At 66.5% G+C, this 10,638-nt stretch carries 8 protein-coding genes; 6 read left to right on the forward strand and 2 right to left on the reverse strand.

All coding sequences use genetic code 11. The features are described from left to right. Window positions 1-308 precede the first annotated feature (308 nt). From gdhA to K8I61_08905, 5 genes are all read left to right on the forward strand, one after another. Complete coding sequence (gene gdhA / locus K8I61_08885) at window positions 309-1,640, forward strand: NADP-specific glutamate dehydrogenase (GenBank protein MBZ0272139.1); 1,332 nt, start codon at window positions 309-311, stop codon at window positions 1,638-1,640. 60 nt (window positions 1,641-1,700) lie between these two features. After that, entirely contained in the window at window positions 1,701-2,081 is a 381-nt protein-coding gene (locus tag K8I61_08890; GenBank protein ID MBZ0272140.1) for a PilZ domain-containing protein, read from the forward strand. Continuing rightward, the gene (locus K8I61_08895; GenBank protein MBZ0272141.1) at window positions 2,078-4,111 is read left to right on the forward strand and encodes a hypothetical protein; all 2,034 of its coding nucleotides are present in this window, start codon (window positions 2,078-2,080) and stop codon (window positions 4,109-4,111) included. The genes K8I61_08890 and K8I61_08895 overlap by 4 nt, the downstream gene beginning before the upstream one ends. Before the next feature lie 106 nt (window positions 4,112-4,217). Then, window positions 4,218-5,567 carry a hypothetical protein gene (locus tag K8I61_08900; GenBank protein ID MBZ0272142.1) on the forward strand — a complete coding sequence of 450 codons (1,350 nt, stop codon included), beginning with the start codon at window positions 4,218-4,220 and terminating at the stop codon, window positions 5,565-5,567. A 224-nt stretch (window positions 5,568-5,791) separates the two neighbouring features. Beyond that, window positions 5,792-6,400 carry an ankyrin repeat domain-containing protein gene (locus K8I61_08905; protein ID MBZ0272143.1) on the forward strand — a complete coding sequence of 203 codons (609 nt, stop codon included), beginning with the start codon at window positions 5,792-5,794 and terminating at the stop codon, window positions 6,398-6,400. A 21-nt stretch (window positions 6,401-6,421) separates the two neighbouring features. Here K8I61_08905 and K8I61_08910 read toward each other — a convergent pair whose 3' ends face one another. Both K8I61_08910 and K8I61_08915 read right to left on the reverse strand, forming a co-directional pair. Beyond that, window positions 6,422-7,912: an MBOAT family protein gene (locus tag K8I61_08910; protein MBZ0272144.1), complete on the reverse strand. Its 1,491-nt coding sequence runs from the start codon at window positions 7,910-7,912 to the stop codon at window positions 6,422-6,424. A gap of 149 nt (window positions 7,913-8,061) precedes the next feature. Further along, window positions 8,062-8,370 (reverse strand): HU family DNA-binding protein, encoded by a 309-nt coding sequence (locus K8I61_08915; protein MBZ0272145.1) that lies wholly within the window; start codon window positions 8,368-8,370, stop codon window positions 8,062-8,064. A gap of 337 nt (window positions 8,371-8,707) precedes the next feature. Between K8I61_08915 and K8I61_08920 the strand changes: the two genes are divergently transcribed. Further along, window positions 8,708-10,638, forward strand: a 1,931-nt coding sequence (locus K8I61_08920; protein ID MBZ0272146.1) for a PAS domain S-box protein, incomplete at its 3' end; no start/stop codon positions are given.

The raw sequence follows: 10,638 nt of genomic DNA on the forward strand, positions 1-10,638 counted from the left end.
TCCCAGGTCAGAGCCGCGACCGTCAGGGAGCGGGTGGCGCCGCGGCGGGCGTCCCGGTGTTCGATTTCGGCGCGCCGGAAGACGCGGTGCTGGCCGCCGCGTCGCCACCCGCTCCCTGACGGTCGCGGCTCTGACCTGGGAGTGCCGAACCCCCGTTCGGCTCGTACCCGCTCCCTGACGGTCGCGGTTGCAACCTGGGAGCGCCGAACCCCCGTTCGGCCCGTACCCGCTCCCGGGCGGTCGCGGTTCCAAAAAGAGCGTGGTAAAAATCGGCTCCGATCTCGTCAGCAAACGCGGAAGGCGCGGCCATGGGCGGAGGGTTCGAAAATTTTCTCGACGAGGTGCGCCGGCGAAATCCCGGCGAGCCGGAGTTTCACCAGGCGGTCCACGAGGTGCTCGAATCGATCTGGCCGTTGGTCGAGGCGAATCCTCGCTACCGCGCCACGCGCATCCTTGAACGCATGGTCGAGCCGGAGCGCGTCATCATGTTTCGCGTGCCGTGGGTGGATGACGCGGGCGAGGTGCGCGTCAACCGCGGCTATCGCGTGGAGATGAACAGCGCGATCGGGCCGTACAAGGGCGGGCTGCGCTTTCACACGAGCGTGACGCTCGGCATCCTCAAGTTCCTGGCGTTCGAACAGGTGTTCAAAAACAGCCTGACGAGCCTTCCGCTGGGCGGCGGCAAGGGCGGATCGGACTTTCACCCGCGCGGAAAATCCGACGCGGAGGTGATGCGCTTTTGCCAGTCGTTCATGGCGGAATTGTTCCGCCATATCGGGCCGAACACGGACATTCCCGCGGGCGACATCGGCGTCGGGGCGCGCGAGATCGGTTATCTGTTCGGCATGTACAAAAAGCTCGCGAACGAGTGGAGCGGCGTCCTGACCGGCAAGGGGCTGGCCTACGGCGGCTCGCGGCTTCGCCCGGAGGCGACGGGCTACGGCGTCGTGTACTTCGTCGCCGAAATGCTCGCGCACGCGGACGACGGCCTCGCGGGCAAGCGCGTCGCGATCTCCGGATCGGGCAACGTGGCGCAATACGCCGCGCAAAAGGCGATCGAACTCGGCGCGCGCGTCGTGGCCCTGTCGGATTCGGACGGGGCGATCGTGGACGAAGACGGCATCGACGCCGACAAGCTCGCGTTCGTGTTCGAACTCAAGAACGTCCGCCGGGGGCGTATCCGCGAATACGCCGAGGCGTTCAAGTCGGCGCGCTACATCGACGGCGACGGTCCGTGGAGGAGCGTGTCGTGCGACATCGCGCTGCCGTGCGCGACCGAAAACGAGCTCGACGGAGACGAGGCGCGCCATCTCATCGACAACGGCTGCCGCGCCGTCGTCGAGGGCGCGAACATGCCGTGCACGCCCGAGGCGGCCGGCGCGTTTCGCGCGGCGGGCGTGGCGTTCGCGCCCGGCAAGGCGGCGAACGCGGGCGGCGTGGCGGTGTCGGGGCTGGAGATGGCGCAAAACAGCATGCGTTTTTCGTGGGGGCGCGACGAGGTGGACGACCGCTTGCGCCGCATCATGAAAGACATCCACGAACAATGCATGATCCACGGAAACGGCGACTATCAGCGCGGCGCCAACATCGCGGGATTCATCAAGGTCGCCGACGCCATGCTCGATCAGGGTGTCGTCTGATGGGGCGCGTAACGGTTTTTTTCGCCGATCCGATGATAGGATAGTCGCAAGGAGGCGGGGATGAATCCGGAAAATCCGACCGAGCGCCGGCGCCATCTGCGCGTTCTGCCGACCGATCGCCTGCCCGCGATCATCACGCGGATCGCGGGTTGGCACGAACCCGATAGCGTGAACGTCGTGGACATGTCCGAGGGCGGCATCGCGCTCTCGTTCGCCGACAGCCCGGACGATCTCTACGCGCGCGAGTCGATCGCGTTGTCGATCGACCTTGGCGGCGCGGGCGAAATCACCGTGACCGCGTACCCCCGGTACATCTACCGCCCGCCGAGCGGCCGGTTCGAGCTCGGCCTCGAGTGGAACGCGCTCGACGCGCGGTCGAACAACGCACTATTGGCGTACATCGCGGCGGTCAATCGCCAATCGCGCCGCCAGGATACGTGAGCGACGCGCGCGCGCCGATGGCGACCGATGACGGGACTTCCCGGCTTCGCGCCGGGTCGCGCCCCGAACTCATCGCGACGGCCGTGTTTTTCGGCGCGGGCGCGATCGTTTACGTTGGGCTGCTCGTTCCGTCGCTGGCCGTGATCGCGAATCCCATTGTCGCCGGGCTGGCGGCCGTCATCGACGGGCCGTTGCGGATCGCGCCATCGAACGAGTTGAAACTCGCGTTCGCCGTGCTTGGCGTCGCGGCGGTCCTGGCCCTTGGCGTCCTTGAGCGCCGCGCCGCACGGCACGGGCGCGCGCCGATCGCCGCCGTCGCCGCGCTTCGCGAAGGCTTCGCCGTGCTTGCCCTTGCCGCGCAGGTGTATTTCATCGGCTTCGCCGTCCTTGCCGAACCCGTCTATCTGATCGTCGCGCTCGGTCTTGCTCTCGTTGCGTCGCGCCTTGTCGTTCGCCTCGTGCCGCACGCGCCCGAGACGCCGGCCGACGCACGCACGGTGCTCGGCGCGCCGCTGTTCGCCGCGTTCGTCATCGCCGCGATGGGGATCGCGCTTGCGTCGGTCCATGTCGCCGCGCCGATCGTGCACCGCGCCGGGGCGGCGATGGCCTACCTCTCCTCGTTCGCCGAGTTGCCCTACCGCGTGCTGATGATCCTGATCTTCTTCGCGCCGGTGTTGTTTTTTGTCTCTCGCGTGCCACGCGACCGCGCAACGGCGTATCTGCTCGCGCTGCCGCTCGTACTCGCGCCGGCGTTCGTCGGAACGACGACGCGGATCACCGCGTACGCCGGCGGGGCGTGCGCGATCGTTTCGATCGCGGCGGCGGCGCGCCTTTGCGGGCACGCCCCGTTTCGATGGCTGTCCCCCCGCCCGTCGGAGGCCGTCGCGCGCCTTGCCGTCGTCGCGCTTGTCGCGGCGAACGCGATGGCCGTACACCACACGGGCCTTGTCTTTAATTGCGGCCGCGTGTGGCTGCGTTGGGAGGGGATGCGCCGGCTGAATACGCAGGCCGGCGCGTTCGACATGGCGACCACGCGCGACGGCAAGACCCTCCTGACCCGCATCCGCGACGAAGGCGTGCTGGCGAGCGTCGATCGCGATTCCGGAACGGTGCGCCGCGTCATCGATTTTTCCGAAGGCACGCGCGACTCGGGAAACCCGCTTTCGTGGGTGACTCCCGAAGATCTCGTGCCGATCGCGGGCGCAAGCGAGCGTTTTCTGCTTCTCGAAACGGTGTCCGGCGATCGGGCGCGCGACCGCGTGATCGTGGTGGCGCCCGACGGACGGCGCGAAGGCCGCCTGTCCGATCTGCCCGCCGCGCGAATCCTCGATATGGCGCGCGACGGGAAGGGACGCATTTACGTCTCGACCGCATTCGAAAACCGCGTATTTGTCGTTGCCGAATCGAATCTGCACGTTGAGGACACGATTGAATGGCCACGCGCGGCGCCTGACCGCATCGCCGCGACCGGCGAGCATCTGTATGCGCTCGGCGTCCGGAACGATCAGTATCTTCGTGCGTTCGATCCTGGAGAGCGCCGCGAGATCGCCGCGACGCCCATCGGATCGCGCGCGCAAGAGATGGCGCTCGACGCGCGCACGAATCGCCTGTTCGTCCCGCGCCCTTTGGCCGGAGATATCGTCGTCGCGCGGACGCCCGACCTGGCGCGCGAGGACGTCTGGCCCGCGGCGTTCGGCGTCCGTTCGATCGCGGTGGACGAGCTGAACCGATTGGTTTACGTGGCGCCTCATTTCGGCGGCGATCTGCGGATTCACGACGCGGACACGGGATTTTTGCGCCACCGCATCGCGATCGGCGGTTTCGCCGGCTCGATCGCCATCGACCCCAAGACGCGCGAGGCATTCGTCGGGTGCGTCTGCGGCATGTATCGCCTGGACCCGGGCTTTTTCTCCTCGCGCGGAAACCTGGCCGGCACGCCGAGCCCGCCGCCGCCGATCACGCTCTCTCCGGCGCCCGAAGCACCCGAGGATGTTCCGGTTCCCGCGCCGTCCACGGTCGAGGGCGGATAAGCATTTGGACCTTTCTCGATGCCGCGCGCGCGTTGCTTGCGTCGCGTAAAGCCGCTAACCTTTCTTTTTCGTCCTTTCGACGGTTGGGGTACGCAAGGGAGGCCGCATGACGCGGTTTTTCATGGGCATCGCGGCGTTTTCGCTCGTTCTCGTTTTCGCGGGCGCGAATCCGGCGGTCGCGGCCGTCGTTTATTTCGAGGACTTCGAGCTTGGCCTGCCGCCGGGCTGGTCGGTCGTCGATAATCTGGCCAACGGCACGGGTTGGGTGGACGACAACCCCTGCGCGCGCGACGGTTTCGGCGGCGAGCCGTGGGTTTATCTTTCGGGCGGCATCCTGATCGCCGACAGCGACTGCCAATACACGAATCCGTCCTATTATCCGCTCGACACGGATCTCATCTCGAACGTCATCGACCTTACCGGCATCACGAATGTGGAGCTCTCCTTCGCGCAGGATTTTCAGAGCTACCTCGACGAGGACGACGCGTATTTTTCGATCGACGACGGTACAGGCGACGTCTTGTGGTTGCATCTCGACGGCATCGACGCCTCCGACCAGCGGCGCCTGTGGGACTTCGGCGGCGCGTACGACGGCGACACGGTTACGCTGAAATGGCGATACGTCGCGCCGGGCGGATTCCAGTGGTTTTGGGCGGTCGACGATTTGCTCATCGAGGGCGACTGCACGATCGACGGCGGCGCGCTTGCGGTCGACACGGGAACGAACGGCGCGACGTTCGCCGGCGCGGACGGCGAGATCCTGGCGCTGTGCCTGACGCCGGACGGATCGCCCTCCTGGCTCACGGAAATCAGCGCGTATTTCGACGCCGGTTCCGCCGAGACGGGCGAGGTGCGTTTCGTCGTTTATCGCGACCGCGAAGACGCCGGACCGCCCGAGCGCGAGGTGTTCGTCTCCGGCGCGTTCACGCCGGCGGCCGACACCTGGAACGCGCTGGATGTGTCCGGCGAATCGGAGTTTGCCGTGCCGATCAACGGCGGCTCCTGGTGCGTCGGCGTGCAATGGACCGCGGGCGGCGCCGGTAAATTGCTGGCGCTCGACGACGCGTCGGCCTCGCTCGATCGCGCGTACACCTCCGATACGCCCGGCGTGTGGGAGGCGTATTCGGGCGCGTCGCCACGCACGCCGATGATCCGCGCGACGCACGACTTCTGCGTGCGCCCCGCGACCACCACGACGATTCCGTCGACGACAACGACGACGGGCCAGACGACGACCTCCACCGCCGGCACGACGACGACGGGCGCGTCAACCTCGACGACGGCCGGCACGACGACGACCGTGCCGGATGACGACGACGACGACGCGGCCGACGACGATGACGAACAGGACGATGACACCGCCGCGGACACGGACGACGACGCGGATGATGACGGCGCGGATGACGACCTCGATGCGGGTGACGATGACGACGACGGCGGGTGTTGCGGTTGTTGAAGAGGCTGGAAGTCTGAAAGGCTGAAAGTCTGGAAGGTCATCGCAACGCGCCGGGCGTTACCGCGGTGGCCGAGCCGCAAACAAAATCGCCGCCGCCGCGAGCGGGGGACGGGTTGTCCGCAGCGTTGGGCGCTTTTGTCCATTTCGTCCATGATGTCCCTTTCGTCCACGGACAATCACGGGCAAGGGCAAGGGCGCGGGATCGAAAATCGGGAGACGCTACTTTGGGATTCATCGAAACAATTTTCGGCAACAAATGCGATCACTGCGGCAAGCGCGTGAAGGACGCGCTCATTCCGTATGGCGTGCTGATGGTGTGCCCCGCGTGCAACACCGAGCTTGAGGATCGCAAGCGGCGGCGACAGGAAGAGGAGGAGCGCCAGAAAGCGGAAGAGGCCGTGCAGCGCGAGAAACGCCGCGCCCAAATCGCGGTGGAAAAAGCCGAGGCCCAGGCGAAGCGATCGCGCGAGGACGTCTTCGCCGCGGCCGCCGCGGGCGACGCCGAGGCGGTCGGCGCGCTGATTTCCGGGGGCGCCGATCCGAACGCGCGCGACTTCTCCGGCAAGACGCCGCTTTGCGCCGCGGCCTACGCCGAGAACGCGGACGCGGCGCGCCTGCTTCTTTCACGCGGCGCGGATGCGTCGATCGCGAACAGCCGCGGATGGACCGCGCTGCATTTCGCGGCGTCGGCCGGGCGGACCGATGCGGCGAAGGCGCTCATCGACGCGGGTGCGGATCGCGCGGCGCGAACGGCGGACGGCAAGACGCCCGCGGACCTCGCGCGCGACGCGGGTCACGCAGGGCTTGCAGAGACGATCGCGCCGGCGAATTGACGAAATCGCGCGCCGAGGTTCTCAGAATTTTTCGTAAACAAACGGCGCGAGGCCCGCGGCGGAAAGCTTCCAGATCGCAAAGCCGCCCGCCGCGGCGATGAGAAGCTGCACCGCGATCGGCATGCGGCAGAACGCGTCGCGAAATCGCACGTACCAAGCGGGCGGGCACCACATTCCCGCCATCGCGACGGCCATGACGGCCAGCACGGGCGCGGAGACGTTCGTCATGCCGAACGTCAACGTCGTCAACTGGCGGAAGAAGTCGCCAACGATCCCCCAATCATCCGCGCGAAAGAAAATCCACGCGAAGTTGACGAAAAGGAACGTCGCGAAAACGCGCAGCGCGAGCGACACGCCGCGCGGCTCGGGCTTGCCGCGCCGCCTGCGCCACTCGGACCATGGGCGATGCGCGCAAAGCGCAACGCCATGCAGCGCGCCCCACGCGACGAAATTCCATCCCGCGCCATGCCACAGGCCGCCGAGCACCATCGTGATCATGAGATTGCGGTAGAGTTTCCAGGGACGCACGCGCTTGCCGCCGAGGCTGATGTAGAGATAGTCGCGCAGCCACGTGGAGAGCGTGATGTGCCAGCGATGCCAGAACTCGCGCGGGCTTGCGGCGCGATAGGGAAAATCGAAATTCTCCGGCAGGCGGATGCTGTAGAGAAGCGCGAGGCCAAGCGCGATGTCCGTGTAGCCCGCGAAGTCGCCGTAGATCTGCAACGTGTACGCGAATGACGCGGCGACCAGCTCCGCGGTCTGGTACATCGCCGGAAAATCGAAGACACGATCGACGATGTTCTCGCGCAGGTAGTCCGCGATCGCGATCTTCTTGATGAAACCCGACAGCAACAGGAAGATCGCGAGCGACACATCCTGCCGTGTCGCGCCCGCGCGGGATTCGAGCTGGGGGATGAGGTCGTCCGCGCGAGCGATCGGCCCGGCGACAAGGCGCGGAAAAAACGCGAGATACGCGGCGTAGGACGCCAGCGACGACGCGGGGCCGCGCGCGCCGCGGTAGACGTCGATCGTGTAAGACAGCGACTGGAAGATATAAAACGAAATGCCGATCGGCAGCGGCAGGTTCTTTGGTTCGTACGCGAAGCCGACGCCGGCGAACGACGCGAGCGAAGCGAGGCTCTCGCCAAAGAAGTCGAGATATTTGAACGCGCCGAGCAAGGCGAGATCGACGACGACCGACGCCGCGACAAGCGCGCGGCGCCGCCCGGCACCGGCGCGCGCCATCGCCCGCGAGAGCGTGTAATCGAGCGCCGTGACAAAAAGCAGCAGGAACAGGAAAGCCGGATCGAAGTCAAACGAGAACGACGCGCCGGAAAGCACGTCGCCGACGTTCTTCGCCTCGCCCGCGATCCGCAACTGGAAGCTGGCGTAGAAAACGTAACCGGCAAGCGTGTGGACGAGAAGACGCGCGGTCGGGCGCGCGCGCGCCAGATAAAACGCGGCGAGCGAAACGGCGAGAAACAGCGCGAACGACGGGCTCGCGAAATTCACGTCCGGCGCACCCGTGGCAGACCGCGCGCGCCGGGCGCCGCGGGGCCGAAACAGGACGAGCCCGGATGACCCGGGCTCGCCGTCAAGATATCACTCGACCGCCGCCGCGTTCGCGACGGGACGGTTCCGTTCACTTCTTTTTGGTCCGTTCACTTCTTCTTGGAAGGAACGATCGACTCCTGGAACGACTTCGCGAGCCGCGCCTTCACGACGCGTTTGGCGGGAATCTTGATCTCCTCGCCGGTGGCCGGGTTGCGGCCCTTGCGCGCCTTGCGATTCTGGATCGCGATCTTTCCGATCCCCGGCATGGTGAAGGCGCCGGCCTTCTTCACCTGCGATTGCGCGAGGTTGCTGAACTCGTCGACAACCTCCGCCGCGGTCTTCTTGGAAAACCCGAACTTCTCGGCGAAGTGATTGACGATCTGCGTCTTCGTCATAGGCTTCTTGGCAGCGGCCATCCTCTACCTCCTAAACCGGAAATTGAAATGTGGGAGCGATACCGGCGCAAGCTACCAGACCCCCCACGCGCGGTCAATACGAAATTCGCGATTTTTTCCCGGCTGGCAAGGGCTTCGCACGAATTTCTCCGGGAGGCCCATCGCGCGCCGCGCGCGCCGGCGCTATTCAACTTTCATGATCGGCGTCGCCGGGCGCCCGCATGATCCATCGCGCGGGCGTTCATTGCGCGCGCGCGTTTTGCGGCTTCGCGAATTATGATAGACAGGTTCGGTCCGGCAACGTCATCCCGTCGCGTCACAAACCCTTGGAATCCCGATCAACCGGAGAGCAAAATCCGTGTCCGAATTGCTCGTCATCGCGCCGCCCGGATCGCCGATCCATGACGCGCGCGACCTGCTGCAATCGGCGGGAGTCTCCGTTTCGACCGCGGCGGATTTCGACGAGGCCATCGATCGCGTCGCGAAGATCCACTTTGACGTCGCCATCTGCGATGTGTCGGTCGTAGCGGACGTTTTCGATTTTCGCAACGCGCTCGTCGCCAATTCGCCGCACGCGCAAATCATCCTGTTGCGTAACGGCCTCGAGGGCCCGCCGGACATGCGCCTTGGCATTTGCGACGTGATGACGCCGCCCGTGGATAGCTTCGATGTCGTGCGCCGCGTGCGTTTCGCCGCGCGCATCGCCGAGCTTTCCGCCGACAATCGCCGCCTCGCGCACGATCTGGCGCGCCGAACGCAGCGCGTCCGTCTGCTCGAAGAGGACCGCATGTGGGAAATGCAGGCGGGCGCCGGCTGGTATCGCGAGCTCATCACGAACCTGCCCGACCTCGTGTGGCGCACGGATTTCGAGGGGCGCGTGCTCTACGCGAGCCCGTCGGTGAGGGATCTCCTCGGCATCACGCCCGATGAAACACTCGGCCGGCGCATGTCGCAATACATGACCAAGGAATCGATCGCGCGCACCGTCGAATGGTTCACGCAGGCCGAATCCGCGGATCCGCCGGCGGATTCGTTTCGCGGCGAACTCGACTACCGGCGCGCCGACGGATCGATTCTTCCCGTCGAGATCCACGTCGCCATCGTCCGCAACTTTCGCGGCGAGGCCGTCGCCTTCGAGGGCATCTCGCGCGACATCTCCTGGCGCCGGAATCTGCAGGCCGAGAACACGCGCTTCGCGCTCGGCGTTTCGCAGGCGCCGCACGCGATCCTGTTTCTCGACGGCGCGGGCAACGTGGCGTACGCGAATCCCGCGTATCTCGCGGCGTCGGGATTTTCGTTTCTCGACGTCGAGGGCGAGCCGTACCGGGCGCTCAAGAGCGAGCGGCACGCGCCCGCGTTCCTCGACGAAATCTGGCGACACGTGAACGAGGCGGGTTCCTGGCGCGGCGAATTGCTCAACCGCCATCGCGACGACGCGCCCTATCTGGTCGACGCCGCCATCGCGCGCATCACGAGCGCGCGCGACGAGATCGTCGGATATCTCGTCATCGAGGCTGACGCGCGCCGGCGCGCCGAATCCGAGCGCGTGCTTCGCGAGTCCGAGGCGCGCTATCGCGGCCTGTTCGAGGGCAGCCGCGACGCGATCATCATCGCCGACGCGATCTCCGGGCGCATCGTCGACGCGAACCCCGCCGCCGAGAGGCTCTCCGGATATCCGCGCGGCGAGCTTTTGCGCATGCACCACGCGGATCTGCATCCCTCCGACGAGCTCGAGCGCTATCAGGCGATGTTCACGGAGCACACCATCACCGGCCGCGTCATCTCGAGCGAGATTTACATCCAGCGCGCGGACGGGCGGCTCGTGCCCGTCGATCTCTCGTCGGCGACCTTCGACTCCGGCGGACGGCTGCTCGTGCAGGCCGTGTTCCGCGACCTCACCGACCGGCGCATGGCGCGCGAATCCGAGGGGCGGTTTCTCGTGCTCGCGGAGTCGTTCTCCGCGGCGATCCTCATCCACCAGGCCGGGCGTTTTCTTTACGTCAACTCCGCCACGCGCCGGATCACGGGATACACCTCCGAAGAGATGCGCAACATGTATTTCTGGGAGATCATCCATCCCGACGAGCGCGAAATGGTCAAAAAACGCGGCGAGCAGCGCCTCGCGGGCGTGCCCCAGCCGACGCAATACCGCCTGCGCATCGTGCGCAAGGACGGCACGGCCGTGCCGCTCGATTTCACCGCCGGCATCATCGACTTCGAGGGGGCGCCCGCCGTGCTCGGCATCGCGTTCGAGGCGCCCGCGCCGGCCGCCGCCGCGGCGCCCGAGTG

The sequence above is a fragment of the bacterium genome, from assembly GCA_019912885.1.
Lineage (GTDB): Bacteria > Lernaellota > Lernaellaia > JACKCT01 > JACKCT01 > JAIOHV01.